The 17277-nt window shown below is 64.6% G+C and carries 16 protein-coding genes; 9 read left to right on the top strand and 7 right to left on the bottom strand.

Annotated features, from left to right (window positions below; genetic code table 11):
* Positions 1-168: 168 nt before the first annotated feature.
* Together ACIBJI_RS14615 and ACIBJI_RS14610 are read right to left on the bottom strand one after the other, a co-directional pair.
* Entirely contained in the window at positions 169-1416 is a 1248-nt protein-coding gene (locus ACIBJI_RS14615; RefSeq protein ID WP_397084483.1) for a PucR family transcriptional regulator, read from the bottom strand.
* A gap of 269 nt (positions 1417-1685) precedes the next feature.
* Positions 1686-2414: a TetR/AcrR family transcriptional regulator gene (locus ACIBJI_RS14610; protein ID WP_364350065.1), complete on the bottom strand. Its 729-nt coding sequence runs from the start codon at positions 2412-2414 to the stop codon at positions 1686-1688.
* Between the two features lie 55 nt (positions 2415-2469).
* Here ACIBJI_RS14610 and ACIBJI_RS14605 point away from each other — a divergent pair, with 55 nt between their 5' ends.
* The 3 genes from ACIBJI_RS14605 to ACIBJI_RS14595 all read left to right on the top strand — a co-directional run bounded on the left by ACIBJI_RS14605 (position 2470) and on the right by ACIBJI_RS14595 (position 5972).
* Positions 2470-3840 (top strand): ABC1 kinase family protein, encoded by a 1371-nt coding sequence (locus ACIBJI_RS14605; protein ID WP_396955287.1) that lies wholly within the window; start codon positions 2470-2472, stop codon positions 3838-3840.
* Positions 3841-3958: 118 nt separating this feature from the next.
* Positions 3959-4915, top strand: coding sequence for an alpha/beta fold hydrolase (locus ACIBJI_RS14600; RefSeq protein ID WP_397084481.1), 957 nt, complete (start codon positions 3959-3961; stop codon positions 4913-4915).
* A 310-nt stretch (positions 4916-5225) separates the two neighbouring features.
* Positions 5226-5972, top strand: coding sequence for an alpha/beta hydrolase (locus ACIBJI_RS14595; protein WP_364350056.1), 747 nt, complete (start codon positions 5226-5228; stop codon positions 5970-5972).
* A 105-nt stretch (positions 5973-6077) separates the two neighbouring features.
* On the opposite strand, the gene ACIBJI_RS14590 is transcribed toward ACIBJI_RS14595, so the two are convergent.
* The 3 genes from ACIBJI_RS14590 to ACIBJI_RS14580 are packed head-to-tail and all read right to left on the bottom strand — an operon-like array spanning position 6078 to position 8553.
* The gene (locus tag ACIBJI_RS14590) at positions 6078-7046 is read right to left on the bottom strand and encodes an SMP-30/gluconolactonase/LRE family protein (RefSeq protein ID WP_397084479.1); all 969 of its coding nucleotides are present in this window, start codon (positions 7044-7046) and stop codon (positions 6078-6080) included.
* Positions 7013-7636, bottom strand: coding sequence for an NAD(P)H-binding protein (locus tag ACIBJI_RS14585; RefSeq protein WP_364350050.1), 624 nt, complete (start codon positions 7634-7636; stop codon positions 7013-7015). Before ACIBJI_RS14585 ends, ACIBJI_RS14590 begins: the two co-directional genes overlap by 34 nt.
* Positions 7633-8553, bottom strand: a complete 921-nt coding sequence (locus ACIBJI_RS14580) for an EamA family transporter (RefSeq protein WP_397084477.1) — start codon at positions 8551-8553, stop codon at positions 7633-7635. Before ACIBJI_RS14580 ends, ACIBJI_RS14585 begins: the two co-directional genes overlap by 4 nt.
* 78 nt (positions 8554-8631) lie before the next feature.
* Between ACIBJI_RS14580 and ACIBJI_RS14575 the strand changes: the two genes are divergently transcribed.
* The 5 genes from ACIBJI_RS14575 (at position 8632) to ACIBJI_RS14555 (ending at position 12986) form a co-directional block, all read left to right on the top strand.
* Positions 8632-9516: a LysR family transcriptional regulator gene (locus ACIBJI_RS14575; protein ID WP_397084475.1), complete on the top strand. Its 885-nt coding sequence runs from the start codon at positions 8632-8634 to the stop codon at positions 9514-9516.
* A 90-nt stretch (positions 9517-9606) separates the two neighbouring features.
* Positions 9607-10983, top strand: coding sequence for an MFS transporter (locus tag ACIBJI_RS14570; RefSeq protein WP_364350041.1), 1377 nt, complete (start codon positions 9607-9609; stop codon positions 10981-10983).
* Positions 10973-11392, top strand: coding sequence for a MarR family winged helix-turn-helix transcriptional regulator (locus ACIBJI_RS14565; RefSeq protein WP_364350038.1), 420 nt, complete (start codon positions 10973-10975; stop codon positions 11390-11392). Before ACIBJI_RS14570 ends, ACIBJI_RS14565 begins: the two co-directional genes overlap by 11 nt.
* 96 nt (positions 11393-11488) lie before the next feature.
* A complete protein-coding gene (locus tag ACIBJI_RS14560; RefSeq protein ID WP_364350035.1) occupies positions 11489-12715 on the top strand; it encodes a cytochrome P450 in 1227 nt (408 codons plus the stop codon).
* Between the two features lie 46 nt (positions 12716-12761).
* The gene (locus ACIBJI_RS14555) at positions 12762-12986 is read left to right on the top strand and encodes a hypothetical protein (RefSeq protein WP_157110482.1); all 225 of its coding nucleotides are present in this window, start codon (positions 12762-12764) and stop codon (positions 12984-12986) included.
* Positions 12987-12996: 10 nt separating this feature from the next.
* On the opposite strand, the gene ACIBJI_RS14550 is transcribed toward ACIBJI_RS14555, so the two are convergent.
* Positions 12997-13470, bottom strand: coding sequence for a hypothetical protein (locus ACIBJI_RS14550; protein WP_364350031.1), 474 nt, complete (start codon positions 13468-13470; stop codon positions 12997-12999).
* 159 nt (positions 13471-13629) lie between these two features.
* Here ACIBJI_RS14550 and ACIBJI_RS14545 point away from each other — a divergent pair, with 159 nt between their 5' ends.
* Entirely contained in the window at positions 13630-14550 is a 921-nt protein-coding gene (locus ACIBJI_RS14545) for an LLM class flavin-dependent oxidoreductase (RefSeq protein WP_364350028.1), read from the top strand.
* A gap of 12 nt (positions 14551-14562) precedes the next feature.
* Here the strand turns inward: ACIBJI_RS14545 and ACIBJI_RS14540 are convergent, their stop codons facing one another.
* The gene (locus tag ACIBJI_RS14540) at positions 14563-17109 is read right to left on the bottom strand and encodes an MFS transporter (protein WP_364350025.1); all 2547 of its coding nucleotides are present in this window, start codon (positions 17107-17109) and stop codon (positions 14563-14565) included.
* Positions 17110-17277: the final 168 nt, after the last annotated feature.

Here is a 17277-nt window from a genome sequence, read left to right as displayed (position 1 = left end):
CACCGGGTACCGCACCAGCCGGAAGTCCGTGAAAGCGATATCACGAACGTGACTGAAATCGGACCACAGCAGCCTGCCGCCCCGCAGCAACCGCATCGGACGAACCCGCCGCCGAACCTGATCGAGTTCGGCGGCGGTCGCAAGCCGTCCCACGTCACAGGCCGAAGGCTAACAGGCCGTTGATCGTGTCGGACGGTGTGCGGGGTGGCCCCTGCGGGCGACGATGGCGGAGCGCAGGTACCAGAGTCCGCTGGGTTCGGCTGGGTCGCAGCCGGTGAGATGGGCTATTCGGCGGAGTCGGTAGTCGACGGTGTTCGGATGGACGCATAGTTGCCGAGCCGCGCGCGTTCGGCTCAGGCCGGTGTCGATATAGATCTGCAGGGTTTCCAGTAGGTCCGGGTATTCGTCCAGTGGGGTGAGTCGGGTGGCGAGAGCATCGCGACCTATTCCGGGTCGAGTCAGTTGGTACTGCAGTGCCAGTTCGGTGAATCTGTATACGCCGGGTGCCAATTCGAGTTGTTGCACGGTGTCGAGGAGTTCGTGGGCATGACGCGCGGCGGTGGGCACCTCGTCCGGTCGGGTGGTGACAACGGCGACGGTGAGCGGCACCTGCGTGGCCGAGGACATCCGTTGCACCAGGTCGTCGAGATCGGGATCGGTCCGCACGGTCGACGGGAGCAGAATCGTTCCACCGTCTACGGATAACAGTGACAATGCATGGCCTCCGAAGATGGTCGCGAGTGCGGCCTGCAGGCGGCGGAGCTTACGGCGTGCGACGACCTGCCCGTCGAGCCGCGGATGACGCTCATCGGGATGCGCCGGAATCGCGACGGCGAGCACCGAGTACTCCTCGGCGATCGGTAATCCGCTCTCCCGCGCCGCCGCGGAATCGAGATGACCGGCGAGCAATGCCGAGGTCAGGCTTTGCGCGGCGGTCTGATGCGCGGCGGCGACGGCTTTGTGCTCGAGAACGTAGGCCTTGCTGACGGTGGCGGTAATCAGTTTCGAAAGCTCCAGCACCCTGGCGGTGCCCGTGACAACGCCGACGACATCCGCCGGACCCGTACGAGCGAAGATCAGATCCATCCCCACTTTGAAGCCCTCGTGAACGGCATGCAGAACGGTATCGACCGGGATCCCCTCCCGGGTACATCCGGCGGCCGCAATCGCCAGCCGGTCGGTGCTCGTCGGCAGCACATGTCCGTTAACGCAGTGGATCAACCATCCGAGGCAGATCCGGACCACGGCCTTCACATCGCGAACCAGCGTTTGTCCCGGCAGTGCGCCGCACTGTTCGTCCGACTCCGCGAGATGTGCCATCACCTCGCGGGTCAACCTGTCGATATCGCGTGCGGATGGCGAAATCGGCCGATCCAGCCCGTTGCGTTCGGGCCGGACGAGACTCTCGGTCGTCACGTATGACCTCCTTGTCACCGTAGTCACGCGGTCGCTACGACCAGGGTGAACAACTGCCGCGCCGAGAACTTTGCTGTTACCGGCTGTCTGCTGTATCAGGAAACGTTAAGCCGAGCGGTAGCTCACCTTCTACTCCTCTTTGAACAATCTGCAACGGCCGCAGATACCGTTGACTATCAGGCAAAATGCTGATTCTCGATCGACGCCGAGGAGCGCTCACGCACCAATAGTTGGGGAGGTACTCACTTTTACAGCCGCCGAGGGCGACGTCAGGCCGCCTTGGCCTTGATCTCGGCCTCGGCCATGGCCGTCATCATCCGCGCGGTCATCTCGATCGCCTCTTTGCGTTCCTGGCTGTCGACCTCCAGCGCCGACGCACGGAGCACTGCGGCAAAACCGGTGTTGATCAGCACGAATGTCATCACGTCGTACTCGTGATCGTCACCGGGGCCGAGCAGCTGGATCACCAGCAGCTTGACCAGCAGCCGCAGCCGCGGCTCGAATTCGGGGATACCGCTGCTGTAGAACTGGACCCCGGCCACCAGCGCCCGCACCAGCCGGGCGTTGACCACCAGTTCGTCGGTGATGACTTCCAGGATGCCCGTGATCATCTCCAGGATCGGCTTGTCCGACAGCCCGAATATCCGCTCGGTAAAGCGCCTTTCGACGTTTTCGAGCAGGCGCCGCAGCAGCTCTTCGACGATGACCGAGCGGTCGGCGAAGTACCGATAGACAGTGCCGATGCTCACCCCGGCCTCGGCCGCGATCCGGTTCGTCGAGGTGTTGGCGATACCGCGCTCCCCGAAAAGCTCTGCGGCGGTGTCGAGTATGTGTTCTCGGGTCGCCTTGGCGCGTTCCTGTGTCGGACGACGGCGCTGCCCAACGGTTTTCGATGGCATCGCACGCTCCTGCCGAACTGTCCTGAGAAGATGAGCGTGGCTCAGTTTAATGGCCGCGCCAATTTCATGCCACGAATTCCTGATCCGATGACGCCGCAATGGGGTGGAATGTGGTGAGTCCAGCTGTACAAGCGTTGCCGATGGAGGTGCGATAGTGGCCGGTCGGGTGCCGAAGAGTCGTCTCGCGCGGGGCGGCCGGGTGGGCCGATTGGTTGCGGGACAGGCCATCCGGGAAGTCGGCACCCGCCTGTCGATGATCGGTCGAACCGAACAGGCCCGGCAGTTGCTCGCCGAACGGTCCACACTGCGCACCGCACAGCAACTCGTCACCGTGCTCGGCGCCATGAAGGGCGCAGCGATGAAGTTCGGACAGATGCTGTCGGTATTGGATGTCGATCTGCTGCCGGAATCGCACCGTGAGATGTTTCGCGATAAGCTCGCCGAGCTACGCGATCAAGCGCCCGCATTCCCGTTTCCGGCAATGCGGCAGGTGCTCGAGGACGATCTCGGACCATTGGCGCGGGCATTCGCCGAATTCGACGAGACGGCGATCGCCGCGGCTTCGATCGGCCAGGTTTATCGCGCGAAGTTGCACGATGGACGCACAGTCGCGGTAAAGGTCAAATACCCGGGCGTGGACGAGGCCGTCGAGGCGGATATGCGCAATCTGGCTATGATCAGCAGACTCTGGAAATCCATTCTGCCGAGCGCGGCGGACAGCGATGTGCTGGACGAAATCGCCCGCAATATCGGCAGTGAACTCGACTACGTGCGCGAAGCACGGACCCAGCATCGAGTCGCCGCACGCTACCGGGACCATCCGTTCATCACGGTTCCGGACAGTGTCGAAGAGCTCTGCGGGCACCACGTTTTGGTGACGGAGTTCGTCGACGGGAAGTCGTTCCAGCAGATCCGGGACCTGCCTGCGACCGAACGCGATGGGATCGGCGAGCTGATCTATCGCTTCTATGTCGGTTCGCTGTTTTCGGATTTCGAATTCTGCGGAGATCCACATCCCGGCAATATCATGCTCGCCGCGGACGGTCGCGTCGGCTTCGTGGATTTCGGGCTATACAACAATATGGATCCGGTGCATGTCGAACTCGAGCGTGCGTGTCTGCAGGCCGCCGGTGAAAATCGGGCTCAGGACCTTTATGAGGCGTGGGTGGACCGCGGCATTATCGACCCGGAATCGGATGTCACGGCAGCCGAATGCCTGGAGTATGTGTGGGCGGCCGCGGGCTGGCATCTGACCGATGAGGAAATCACGGTCACACCCGAACTCGCCACCGGCGCAGTGATTCTCGCGGTCGACCCCAGGGCCGCGGAGTTCCGCGGTATGCGACAGCAGTGGCTCCCGCCGGAGCATGTCTTCTCGCGGCGAGCAGACCTGTTCACCCTCGCCGTATTGGGCCAATTGGGGACGACGAACAATTGGCACCGGATCGCCCGGGAATGGCTCTACCACGAACCTCCGGCAACCGAGATCGGACGGGCGACAGCGCGGTGGCGCACCGACCGGTAACACCTTGGTGGTGATCCGGTCCACCTTGGGGGAACGAGCTCAGCACTCGGGGACCTGATATCGGCGGCCGATGCGGCGGACAGTTAATCAAGTCACCGCAACCGAACCGGAGCACTCCATGTCGATCACCAGCACCATCGCCACCTCGGCGGAACGTCGTGCCACGGTCTCGACCGAGGACGGCGTGGAACTCGCGGTTCGCGAGTACGGCCCGCAAGATGCCGAGCTCACCGTCGTCCTGCTACACGGACACTGCCTGCGCACCGCGTCGTGGACCTACGTCCGCCACGCGCTGCTGCGCCAGTACCCGGGTGCACGGATCGTCTGCTACGACCACCGCGGCCACGGCGATTCCGCCGCCGCGTCCCGGCGGACCTACCACCTCGAGCAACTCGGCAATGACCTGCGCGACGTCCTCGACGCGGTCGCCCCCACCGGGCCGGTCGTCCTCGTCGGCCATTCGATGGGCGGCATGACGGTGCTCACCTACGCCAGCCAGAACCCGCACGAGATCGGCACGCGCATTACCGGCGTCGCCCTCATAGCGACCGCCGCGAGCGGACTCGCCGACGCCGGTTTCGGCCGTCTGCTGCGCAATCCGGCCGTTTCCGCATTCCAGGCGGCCGTCCGACGTGCTCCGGGCCTCATGCATCACGCGAAACTCATGGCTTGCAAGGTCTTCGCCCCGATCATCCGTACCGCCGAATTCGGCGATCGCAAGGTGAGTACGCGGGTCCTCACCCTCGCCAGCGCGATGCACAACGAGACGCCGATCGTAACGATGGCGAGCTTCCTGAGCGCCTTCATGGCCTTCGACCAGACCGATGCCCTCGCGGTCTTGTCGAAGATCCCGACATTGGTGCTGTGCGGTAATGCCGACCTGATGACGCCGCCGTCGCATTCCATCGCGATGGCCGCCGCCGTCGAGTACTCGGATTTCGTCCTGGTCGACGGCGCCGGTCACTCGGTGATCCTCGAGCAGCCCACCGAGGTCGCCGAGGCCATCACCCGCCTGATGGCGCGCGCCAGCGGCACCGGCAAGGTCGCGGGCGCGCGCCTCGCCCTCGCCGCGTAGTGAGGGCGGCGAGCAAGCTGGTCGGCATCGACGCCGAATTGGTAAGCAGCGTAATGGGAATCGTCAGCATCGGTGCGATCGACGAGCTGCGCTGAGTCATCCTTATACGAAATGGGTCATCCTTATAGGAAATGGTTGGGCGCGACGGCCTCCGGGCTGATAGCGTGCCGGAGACCGTGACATCGCGCGAGGAGGTGAGACCCATGAACGCTGTATCCATGTGGGTACTCCCCTTCGGTTCACGGTAGGGCGATTGAGGTAGCTGTCGCCGGGAGTGCCTCTGAGGCAATCCCGAAAGGCAACAAACCCTATGCATTTCACCTCGCAGACATCGTCGAACGGTGTCATCGAACGCGACTTCACGCTGGGTGAGGTCCCCGGCTTACTCTTCTCCCCCGCGTCCGGCCCCGACCACGCACCGCTGATCCTGATGGCGCACGGCGGCGGCCAACACAAGCGAGCACCGGGCATCCTGGGCCGCGCCCGCCACTACGTAACCAGCTGCGGCTTCCATGTCGCCGCCCTCGACGCACCCGGACACGGCGACCGGCCCCGCACAGCGACCGACGAGCAGCACGTAACCGCCCTGCGGCAGGCTCAGGCGGCGGGCGAGCCAATCGCCGCGATCGTGGTGCAGCTCCACCTCGCCCTGGCGGAGCGTGCTGTACCGGAATGGCAGGCAACAATCGACGCCCTCCAGAAACTGCCGGAAATCGGCACCGAAGCGCCGATCGGCTTCTGGGGCATCATGCAGGGCACCGGCATCGGCGTGCCATTGACCGCCGTCGAACCAAGGATCACCGCCGCTGTCTTCGGTTGCCTCGGGCACGAATACTTGACCGAGGCCGCAGCCCAGATCACCATCCCGATCGAATTCCTGCTCCAGTGGGACGACGAGCACATCGACCGCCAATCCGGTCTAGCGCTTTTCGACGCCTTCGCCTCGAAAGAAAAGACCTTGCACGCCAACGCAGGTGGACACGCCGCAGTACCCAGGTTCGAGGTCGATAGCGCGGGACGCTTCTTCGCCCGGCATCTCGGCCCGGACGGCAAATAACCGGCCTGCGGATCAGGTATCGGCGGCCGGCTTCGAGCCGTTCGCCGATACCGGTCGTAGATTTCGTCGGACCGGATCGCGGCACGTTCGGATCGAGCGCAGGCTCTACAGCGGCCGGGCGACCGCGACGGCGCTGTAGGGCGTAGTCGGAGACTGCGGTGTGGTGAAGCGAGCGTTCGGCAGATACAAGCGATTGCCGAACGCAGCGATGGTTGTCGGTGTGTCGAAGCGCGGATCGGTCACGCGCTGCTCTATCGAACCGGTCGTGCCCGCCGCGTTGAGCGTGATCACGGCGATCGCGTTGCGCCGGTTCTGGACAACCAAGAGCCTGCTCCCGCACAAAAGCAGTCCGTCCCCGTCGGGTACGGTCTCGGCGCCCAGGTCGATCTGGCGTGTCACCCCCGTCGAGGGGTCGACGCGGAACAGTTGGCCGGTCACCGACTGAACAATGATCAGCCCCGTGCCGTCGGGGGTGCGAACGATTCCGTTGGCGTTGAAGGCTCCCGGCACATAATCGATGTCGCCGCTCAGTGGGAGGCGCACCACCGCCTCGGGCGGTGGTAACGCACCGTCGCGGCCGACCGGTAGGTGGTACAGCGCCGGGGCGCGCGAGTCGGTGAACCACGCGCCGGTCGAGGTGAGCACCACATCGTTGACGAACGTGTCCGGCGGCGTGCCGAATCGGTAGCTCGCCGACACCACGCCCGTCCGGTTATCTACGACACGCGCATCGCCAGCGGTGCCACCGGCGACGAACAGCCGACCGCGGTGGTCGAGCTGGAGCCCGAGCGACGGTGAACCGTGCCCGGGGCTCAGGATGGCGCCCTGTCCGGTCATCAGGCTGACGCGGTATATCGAGCCGTCTACCTGCGAACCGAGGTAGGCGACCGGCAGTGCCCCGATCGCGATACCTTCTGGTCGAAATCCGGCGGGCAGGACGATCGTGGTGTGGAACGCGCCGTCTGCCGCCGCCTGATCCGCGGGTAGCGGCACGGCGACACCGAGGCAGGCGAGCGCGGCGAAGATGCCGCGGATTCGCCTCAGTACCCGACGGTGAAATGTTGGGTATCGCATGGGGTTTCGAGTTCGTCGAGGATTGCCACAGCGAGGTCTTCGACCGAGATTCGGGCTACGCCTTCGGCATCGGTCACGAGGGTGGTGGTGCCACGTCGGTACTTTCCGGTGCGATGTCCGGGTTCGAGGAGGGCGGGTGGACTGAGATAGATCCAGTTGGCCGGGTGTGTTCGGCAGGCTTCCAGTTGCGCGAGGCTGGCGGCGGCGATGGGACGGATTGCGGGCGGAACGTACTCCGGGCTGTCGATGACGAGCCGATCGGGATGTCCCGGGATTTGCAGCGGTGCGGCGCCCCCGACAACGAGGATGCGCGCATCGACTGCCACGGCCGCGTCGAGCAGCGGCTTCGTGGTCGCGGCGACGGTGTTTTCCTGCCCCGGAGCCGGACGAGTAGCCACCACGATCGCGTCGGTGCCACTGAACAGTCTGCTCATCTGGTCGGCGTCATGCGCGACGGCGGTCACCCCGGCGGGCAGCGTGGTCGGCCACTCTTTCCGAAATACCGCGATGAGGTCGTGACCTCGGCTTGCGGCTTCGTTGACGACGCGCGAACCGACCATGCCTGCGGCTCCGACAACGGCGATCTTCATCGATATGTCCTTTCCAGTACGGCGCGGGTGGGAACGGGAAGTTGTCCCGCGACTATGGCGGCGAGGGAGAGCCCGAACCCGATGAGCTGGATCGGGCCGAGTGTCTGGCCCAGCAGGACCGCACCGAGTACGGCGGCGACCAGTGGCGAGAACAGGGAGAGAATCGAGACCGAGTTGACGGGCAATGCGGTGATGCCGCGCAACCACAGGATGTAGGCGATCAGGCCCCCGATCAGTCCCAGCCAGAGGTAGCCGAGGACGGCAGGCGGGTCGATCGCGGGAGGTGCACCCTCGAAGAGGAGGGTGACGGGCACCAGGAACAGGCCGCCTGCGGTGAGTTGCCAACCGGCGAAGGCGGTGGGACTTACTTCGGCAGGGCGTCCCCACCGTTTCGTGAGGGTCACGCCCAGCGCCATCGTGGCCGCGCAGCCGAGACCCGCCGCAATCCCCAGGACATCGAGGGCCGCATTCGGCCCGATCACCACCAGGCCGACGCCGCCGACCCCCATCGCACCCCAGCCGATCCGCCAAGCCGACGGGCTCTCGTGCAAAACAGTCACAGCCAGAATCGCCACGATGAGCGGCTGAGCTGCCGCCAACGTCGCGGCGACGCCGCCGGGCAGGCGTTCGGCCGCGACGAACAGCAGCGGGAAGAACAGCCCGATATTCAGCACTCCGAGCACCGCTGCCTTCCTCCACCAGGCACCGCGCGGCACCGTCCGGGTGACCGCTAATGCGATGAGGCCGGCGGGCAGCGCACGCAAGAGTCCCGCGAACAGTGGATGTCCTTGCGGGAGAAGTTCGGTGGTGACGACATAGGTCGTGCCCCACGCCAAAGGCGCGAGCGCCGTCAGGGCGGCGCGAGGCAGGTTTCCCTTCGAAGCACCGGAAACCCCCTGTGCTACTGAACTTTTCACACGTGCAGTCTCACTCGCCGCAATCTATGAGTCCAACACATGTTTGTCAACGGATCAATCTCGATTCAAGATTGATCTATGGAGCTCCAGCAGATGCGCTACGTCATCGCGGTCGCCGAGACCAGCAACTTCACCCGGGCCGCCGAGCGATGCCTGGTCGTCCAGTCCGCTCTCAGTCACCAGATCGCACGTCTGGAACGAGAACTCGGCGCACGACTCTTCGAGCGAACCAGTCGCCGAGTCCGACTGACTCCGGCGGGCGCGGCTTTCCTCCCCGCCGCCCGTCAGTGTCTGGACGCCGCCGAGCGCGCGGCCGCCGAGGTCGCCGCGGCAGTCGGTGAGGTACGCGGACGGCTCTCCGTCGGCCTGATACCGACCGTCGCCGCGGTCGATATTCCGGGCGCGCTGCGCGACTTCCGTCGGAAGTATCCCCAGGTGCGCATCGACCTGCGGGTCGGCGCTAGCGACGACCTCGTCGACCAGGTCACCGACGGCGCCATCGACGTGGCCTTCCTCGGCCTGCCGACCACGGCACGACCCCAGGGCGTCGCCGTTCACGAACTCGCGCGAGACCGACTCGTCGCCGTAGTCGCGCCGGATCATCCCCTCGCTAGCGAAACGCTGGTCAACCTGCACAGACTTGCATCCGAGGTTTTCGTGGACCTCCCAGCCGGGACAGCCGGGCGCATCCAATCCGACCAGGCCTTCGCAGCCGCCGGTCTCGACCGTGACGTCGCCTTCGAAGTCACCAGCGCCGACTACATCGCCCGACTCGTCGGACCGGGCCTCGCCGTGGCCATGCTTCCCGCCGCCTATGCGCCGCAGCTCACCGGCGTTGTCACCATTGAGGTCACCGACGCACCGGCCCGTGTCGAGTACGTCATCTGGAGCCGCGTCGGCAGCACGCCCGCGGCGACCGCCTTCCTCGCCGTTCTCGGCATCCCGACCCACACTGGCAACTGAACGTCAGTCCCGCGCATAAGCGGGCATGTTGCGCGGCTCACACCCTGGAACCCCTTGCACTCGGAACAGTTGTAATTACACAATCATTGTGTGAATACAACTGTTGAAGAGTTGACGCCACGGCAGAAGTTGGTGGTGTTGGCGACGTGTTGCCTGAGTCTGTTGATCGTGTCGATGGATTCGACGATCGTGAATGTAGCGGTGCCCGCGATTCGGGCGGATCTGGGTGCGCCGCTGGCTCGGCTGCAGTGGATCGTTGATATCTACACGCTCACGATGGCGAGTCTGCTGATGCTCGCGGGCGCGACGGCGGACCGGTTCGGGCGGCGGCGGGTGTTTCGGATCGGATTGACGGTGTTCGCACTCGGCTCGCTGGCATGCAGCCTCGCACCCAACATCGAAACCCTGATCGGGGCACGGTTTTTGCAGGCGATCGGTGGGTCGATGCTGAATCCGGTTGCGATGTCGATCATTACGCAGGTTTTCACCGGAAAAGTGGAACGTGCTCGCGCGGTGGGCATTTGGGGTGCGGTGGTCGGCATTTCGATGGCGCTGGGTCCGATGGTCGGCGGTGTGCTGATCGATGCGCTGGGGTGGCAGTCGGTGTTCTGGATCAATCTGCCGATCTGTGTACTCGCGCTGGTCCTGACGACTTTGTATGTGCCGGAATCGAAGTCGGCCATAGTGCGCGGACTCGACCCGATCGGGCAGTTGCTGGCCATCGCGTTCCTGTTCACGGCGGTCTTCGGGTTGATCGAGCGGTTGCCGATCGCATTCGCGGTGTCGGCACTTGCCCTCGCAGCCTTCCTGTGGCAGGAATCGCGGCGCTCGGATCCATTCATCGATCTGCGCTTCTTCCGCAGTGTGCCGTTCGCCTCGGCGACGGTGACCGCGATCTTCGCCTTCGTCGCGCTCGGCGCATTCCTGTTCACCTGCTCGCTGTATCTGCAAGAGTTGCGCGGTTATTCGGCGGTGCACACCGGGGCGCTGTATCTGGCCATGGCGGTCGCGACACTCATCTTCTCGCCGCTGTCGGGGCGTCTGGTCGGTCGCTATGGCACCAGGCCTTCACTGCTCGCGGCGGGCATCGCGATGACCATCGCCGCCGCGCTGCTCACCCGACTCGATGCGACAACTCCGATCTGGCAACTTGTCATCATCTTCGCGATCTTCGGAATCGGATTCGGCATGGTCAATGCGCCGATCACCACTGCGGCGGTCAGCGGGATGCCGCTGGATCGCGCGGGCGCCGCGTCCGCGGTCGCCTCGACAAGCAGACAGGTCGGCGTGAGCATGGGTGTCGCACTGTGCGGCGCGCTGACCGGCGCCGGTCTGTGGTGGCTGATTGCGGTTTTCACGGCCGGGATCGCCATACTCGGCATAGTCGCGAACACCCGCTGGGCCGCGCGGTCCCGCGATCGCGTCGCCCCGATACTGGAAGAGAAGGTCCCCGCACATGCCGGATGACGTACCCACCGCCGACGATGTGTGGGCCCAGCTCACCCACCTGGTGATGGATACCCGTGACTCGTGGAAGCGGGCGGTCGCCGAGCGAACGGGCTTGCCGTTCAGTCGAATTCGTATTCTACGCCGCCTGCGCCCCGGCCCGCTCACACTCAACCAGATCGCGCAGGCCACCGGCATGGACGCACCCGCGACCACGGTCGCGGTCAATAACCTCGATGAACTCGGCCTCGTCGTGCGCGAGATCGATCCAACCAACCGCCGCCGCAAACAGGTCTCCATCACCACCGCCGGCCGTGCCGTACTCGCACAGGCGATGGCAACCCCCGACCCCGCACCGGCCGCTGTCGCCGCCCTGCCCCCCGACGACCTGCACACGCTGCACCGGCTCTTACGCAAGCTCGAGCACTGACACCGAACCCGCCGACGCATAGGCATTTCACCATCTCCGAGCGGCACATTGTGCTTCAATCGGTTGTAGAACGTGTTCCATCTCTGGGAGGTGGCCATGGCCACGCCGTCGATTCCCGCCGGATTCGATTTCACCGACCCGGACCTGTGGGCGAAACGCAGACCCACCGAAGAATTCGCGGAGCTGCGCCGAACCGCACCGGTCTGGTGGTGTGCCCAGTCCGACCGGTCCAGCGGCTTCGATGACGGCGGCTATTGGGCGGTCACGAAGCTCGAAGACATCAGGGAGATCTCGAAACATCCAGAGATCTTCTCCTCCTCCGCGAACAGCGCGATCATCCGGTTTCAGTCCACCATCACCCGCGAACAGATCGATATGCAGCGGCTGATTCTGCTCAATATGGATCCGCCGGCCCACACGAAGAATCGTCGCATCGTGTCCAAGGGCTTCACACCGCGCGCGGTGGAGGGTCTGCGGGCGGCGCTCACCGAGCGCGCGGCCCGAATTGTGCACGAGGCCAAGAAGTCGGGTAGCGGTGATTTCGTGGAGCAGGTCGCCTGTGAATTGCCGCTGCAGGCCATTGCCGAACTACTCGGGGTGCCGCAGCAGGATCGCAAGAAGCTGTTCCACTGGTCCAATCAGATGATCGGCGCCGACGATCCGGAGTACGCCAGCGATGCGCAGACCGCACAGCTGGAATTGAGCGGCTACGCCTGGACCATGGCCGAGCAGCGGCGCGGCTGCCCGGCCGACGATATCGTGACGCAGCTGGTCAATGCCGATATCGACGGTGAGCATCTGGGTTCGGACGAGTTCGCGTTCTTCGTGATCCTGCTGTCGGTGGCGGGCAATGAGACCACCCGCAATTCGATCACCCACGGCATGAAGGCCTTCGTCGACAATCCGGACCAGTGGGAGCTCTACAAGCAGCAGCGCCCGCGCACCGCGCCGGATGAGATCGTGCGCTGGGCCACCCCCGTATCGGTATTTCAGCGGACGGCGATGCGCGATGTCGAGCTCGGCGGACAGTTGATCCGCAAGGGCCAGCGCGTCGGATTGTTCTACAGCTCGGCCAATTTCGACGAGGACGCCTTCGAGAATCCGTTCACCTTCGATATCCTGCGCGACCCCAATCCACACGTCGGCTTCGGCGGCGCGGGCACGCACTACTGCCTCGGCGCGAACCTGGCCCGACTCGAGATCGATCTGATGTTCAATGCCATTGCCGACACCATGCCCGAATTGAGTCAGGTCGCCGAACCGGAGTATCTGCGCTCCGGATGGCTCAATGGCATCAAACGGTGGGAAGTACGTTTCGATTGATGCACGCGACTTCGGCAAAGCCGTTGCGAGCGCGCATCATGTAACTATGGATCCGGAACCAGTGCGGGTGCGGGTGATCCTGTTGTTCGGCGATCGGGCGCAGGTGCAGACACCATGGCATCCGGCACATTCGCCAATGTGGATACCGGCGGCCGATATCGCCGAACAAGCCGGGCTGCCACAGAACGAATTGCCGGGACGGGAGTTCTGGGCCACCGGTGATGAGCACGGGCTCACCGGATTTCGGCTGGTCTTCGATCCGCGACTCTGATACGCATGGGTTAGTTCGGCACGATGTCGTACTTCAGTAGTTCGAAGCCGGCGGGCACGGTGGCGCTCATCGAGATGCGATCTCCGGACCAGGTGCCGACCAATGCGACGTGGCCGTCGGCGCAATCCGCGCCTTCGGCGGTGAGCATCGGCAGCGGGTGGATGCGGTGGCGGTCGTCGCCGTGCCGGACCGTCGCCTTGTCCACATAGGTGCGTTTGTCGTGATTGAGGATGTAGCGGCCGATGAAGCCGTGCTGGGGCGCGACCAGAGGGGCGACGGAGGCGGCCTTGGCGTAGAGGCTGGCCTGCTCACCCACCTGCGGTCCGGCCCACACCACGCGTGTCGGCACCGTCAGGAGGCGCTCCACACCCTGGACGAAGTCGTCGCCGATCCAGGCGCGTTTCAGGAATCGGACCTTGGGTTCCAGATACCCGATCAGCTTGTGATCGGCGTCCAGGAAGACGGCTCTGCAGAACGGCCCCACGGGGTTGTTTTCCTTTCTGGGATAACGGCTTTCGGATAATCTAACCGTGCGGGCAGCGCTGCCGCTCGGCGGGCGGTTACAGTCGAGTTACCAGCATGTTCAGGTATGGCTCGAGATCACCGGAACGACTGGATCGACCCCGCGAGATAAGGTCCGACGATGCGATACGCCATTTCGGTTCCGCAGCTCATTCCCGACGGATCGTTCCAACCGGAAAATCTGCGGGCCTACCTGGATCGAGCCGAAGCGCTCGGCTTCGAGAGCGCCTGGACGACCGAACAGCTGCTCGGTTCCGCGCCCAATCTGAGTCCGATCGAGTTGTTGACCTACGCGGCCGCATGCAATGAGCGGCTGCGCTTCGGATGCGCGGTGTTCGTCACGCCGCTGCACAATCCGGTGCACCTCGCCAAACGCATCAGCACGCTCGATCAGCTCACGCGTGGCCGACTGGAGATCGGCGTCGGGATCGGCGGACGCAACCGGATGTTCTCCGCCTTCGATGTCGACCCCGCCGACAATCTGGTGACCCGTTTCAATGAGGGCCTGCGCGTCATGAAGGCGCTGTGGACGCAGCCGCGAATCGATATCGAGGGCGAGTTCTGGCAGCTGACCGGCGCCACCATGGAGCCGAAGCCGTTCCAGAAGCCTCATCCGCCACTGTGGTTCGGTGGCAGCACACCCGCGGCATTGCGGCGGGCGGTGCGGCACGGCAACGGATTCTTCGGTGCTGGTTCGAGTAGGACGGCCGAATTCGCCCAGCAGGTCCGGTACGTGCGCGGGACCTTGGCCGAAAACTCCGGCGACCCATCGGATTTCCGCATCGCCAAACGCGTCTACATAGCGGTCGACGATGATCCGGCGCGGGCCGAACAGCGCATGGGCACCGCTCTGATCGACTTCTACGGCGAATTCGGCGCAACCCTGCTGCCCGTCGCCGTACACGGCACACCCAAGGACTGCATCCAGGGCCTGCGCGCAGTGGCCGACGCCGGAGCCGAAACGATCCTGATCAACCCGTTGTTCGACGAGGGCGCTCAAATGGAGCGCATTGCCGCGGAGGTGCTACCGCACGTCGAATAGACCGTTCCAGCGTCATCGGGGGTCGGAGGCTTCGGCGGGTTCGTAGCCGAGCCGGACGTCGTGGTTTACTTCGCCGCCGGAGACTGTTACTCGGGTGGTGACGGGTGGGTAGCCGCGGGCTATCACCGTGTAGTGGCCTTCTGGGAGGTCGGTTACCAGGTAGCGGCCGTTGGCATCGGTGCGGGCGGTGGCGGTGAGGTCGCCGGCTGCGTCGAGGACGGTGATCTGGATGTCCGAAACGGCCCGGTCGCCGTCGGCCCAGGCGGATCCGGCCAGCACGGCCATCGATGCCATATCAATGTCGTGATGCAGGAGGCCGCTGTCGGGGATGGTGAGGGTGGTGGCGCTGGGGCGCATATGTTCGGCGACGGCCACCAGGGTGTAGGTGCCGGAGACGACGCCGTGGCAGATGTACGCGCCGTCACCAGCGGTAATGGCGGCACCGACGACCTCGCCGTGGATATCGGTGAGTGTGACGGTGGCACCCGGTAGCGGGGTGCCGCGACCGGCCGAGCGGACCACTCCGGACAATTCGCCGGAGCCGGTGAGGGTCAGGTCGAGCAGCTGTGGTCGCTGTCCGATGGCCACGCTGACCGCCTCCGGCCGGTGTCCGGTCGCCGACGCGATCAAGACATAATTGCCCGCGGCCGGTGCCTCGATGCGGTAGCCGCCGTCGGCATCCCCGGTCGCGCGCGAAACCTGGTGTCCCCGTTGGTCGATCAGGGTCAGCACCGTGCCGGGCACCGGTCTGCCATCCTCGCGTCCGATCCGCCCGCCGATCGACGTGCCTTCGTAGTCGAGGCCCGAATGCGACTGCGGCACAACGGCGGCCACATACACACCATTGCCGTCGTGATTCACCGAGACTCGGCTGACCGCGCCCGCCAGCACCGGTTCGGGTTCGGAGAGCACCTTCGCGGCACCCTCCCAGACCTGCGCCTCCTCCCAGCTGGATTCCAGGGTCACCGACTCCACGACGGGAGCCGGATTGTCCTGCAGCGGAATCTCTTTCATGAACATCAGCACCAAGCACGCCAGCAGCGCAACTCCCGCTGCGACATAGAAGACGCCGTGCATCGCATCGGTGAACCCGATCAGGATCGGCACCCTGAGCTCATCCGGCAGCGCCGCGATTCCGCTGGTATTGCTCTGCATGGTGCTCAACTGAGCGGCGTCGAATCCGGCGGGCAGCGCACCACCGAAGGCGTCGATGATCCGGTGCGGCAAGAGGTTGAACAGGATGGTGAGGAACACCGCGACACCGAGCGTGCCGCCCATCTGCCGGAAGAAGGTCGCCGATGCGGTCGAAACACCCATATCAGAACGCGGACCGGCATTCTGTGCCGCGATGATCAGGGTCTGCATGCAGCAACCGAGCCCGAATCCGATGACGCCGCCGTAGACCAGCGGCTGCCATAGCGGACTGTCGTAATGCACCTGCCCGTAGAGCGCCGCGCCGACGGCGATTATGAATGTCCCGATCACCGGCAGGATCTTGTAACGGCCGGTCAATTTGGTGGTCAGCCCGGCCAGCTGCGAACCGAACATGATCCCCAGTACCAGCGGCAGCATCAGCAGACCCGATTTGGTCGGCGAATATCCGCGCACCACTTGGAAGTACTGCGGCACCATGACGATCGCGCCGAACATCGCGATACCGACAATGAACCCACCCGCGATGGTCACGCTGAAGGTCGAATTCTTGAACAGTCGTAGCGGAATCAGCGCCGCATCCTTCATCAGGAACTCGACGAGCAGGAACAGCAGCAGTCCGCCCGCACCGATCCCATAGCAGATGAGCGCGCGCTGCGAACTCCAGCCCCAGTCCCGGCCCTGTTCGGCGACGATCAGCAGCGGCACCACACAGGTCGTCAATGCGACCGCGCCGAACCAGTCGATGCGGTGATCCTGGCGCTGATGCGGCGCATTGAGCACCTTGGCGACCACGCCGAGCGCGAGCACGCCGATCGGCACATTGACCAGGAAGACCCAGCGCCAACCCTCGAGACCCCAGAGCTGATCATAATTCGAGAAGAAGCCGCCGAGCACCGGGCCGAGCACGGTCGCCGTACCGAAGACCATCATGAAATAGCCCTGGTAGCGCACCCGCTCCCGGGCCGGCACGATATCGCCGATGATGGTGAACGCCAACGACATCAACCCGCCCGCACCAAGGCCCTGAAAGGCGCGGAATCCGGCGAGTTCGTACATCGAGGTGGCGAAGGTGCAGGCCACCGAACCGATGACGAACAGTCCGATCGCGGTGAGGTAGAACGGCTTTCGGCCGTAGATATCGGCGAGCTTGCCGTACAGCGGCGTGGTGATCGTCGCGGTGATCAGATACGCCGTGGTCGCCCAGGCTTGTTCGTCGAATCCGTCCAGGCTGTTGGCGATCCGCACGATCGCGACGCTCACGATGTTCTGATCCAGCGCGGCGAGGAACATGCCGAGCAGCAGTCCGGACAGGATGGTGAGGATCTGCCGGTGTGACAGTGACGCACCCTCACCGGCATCCAGGTCCGGCGACGTTGCCGGGGCCTGGGTCGTCGAATTCGTCATAATTTGAGCCCTAGTTCTGATCGGCTATCCGTGGTGGAAGTGTCTCGAAACCTGAGTCGAGCCGGTCGAGCAGTTGGCACACTGCGCCACGAGCGATCTGCCCCCACACGCCGATCACCCGTAACTAGTTGCGCTCGCTAATATACATACGGCCGCTCAGGGCGAAAC

The organism is Nocardia sp. NPDC050408 (assembly GCF_044458905.1).
In the GTDB taxonomy this organism is placed as follows: domain Bacteria; phylum Actinomycetota; class Actinomycetes; order Mycobacteriales; family Mycobacteriaceae; genus Nocardia.
Note: the sequence above shows the minus strand (reverse complement) of the source record. Positions and strands in the feature narration are given on the sequence as shown.